General features: G+C 46.1%; 1 protein-coding gene. It reads right to left on the bottom strand.

Annotated features, from left to right (window positions below; genetic code table 11):
- Window positions 1-81: 81 nt before the first annotated feature.
- A partial coding sequence (locus I6E40_RS10825) for a hypothetical protein (protein ID WP_235387294.1) occupies window positions 82-284 on the bottom strand: 203 nt, incomplete at its 5' end.

The raw sequence follows: 284 nt of genomic DNA, 5'->3' as shown, positions 1-284 counted from the left end.
TGGTATTTAATAGCCTGTGTGGGCGCTTTCCAGACATGCGAATAAATCTCTGTATCATATCCGCATTATGAATTAGCGTCTTCACATTAGAGACAGTAAGATGCTTGCTACAGCTCCGGGAAAAACCTCGCCACGTTGATAGAGGAGAGTAACATGTTGAACGCAAAGTTCAGTGATTCCCTCTTCCGTGACTTGCAATGGGCACTTGAGCCCCACCGACCAGACAACCGAAGAATAGAGTGTTACCACCTTGTCATCCGAGGTGATGTCTTCACTCACAAACA

Origin of the sequence: Prevotellamassilia timonensis, assembly GCF_021531665.1 — a bacterium.
Classification (GTDB): Bacteria; Bacteroidota; Bacteroidia; order Bacteroidales; family Bacteroidaceae; genus Alloprevotella.
Note: the sequence above shows the minus strand (reverse complement) of the source record. Positions and strands in the feature narration are given on the sequence as shown.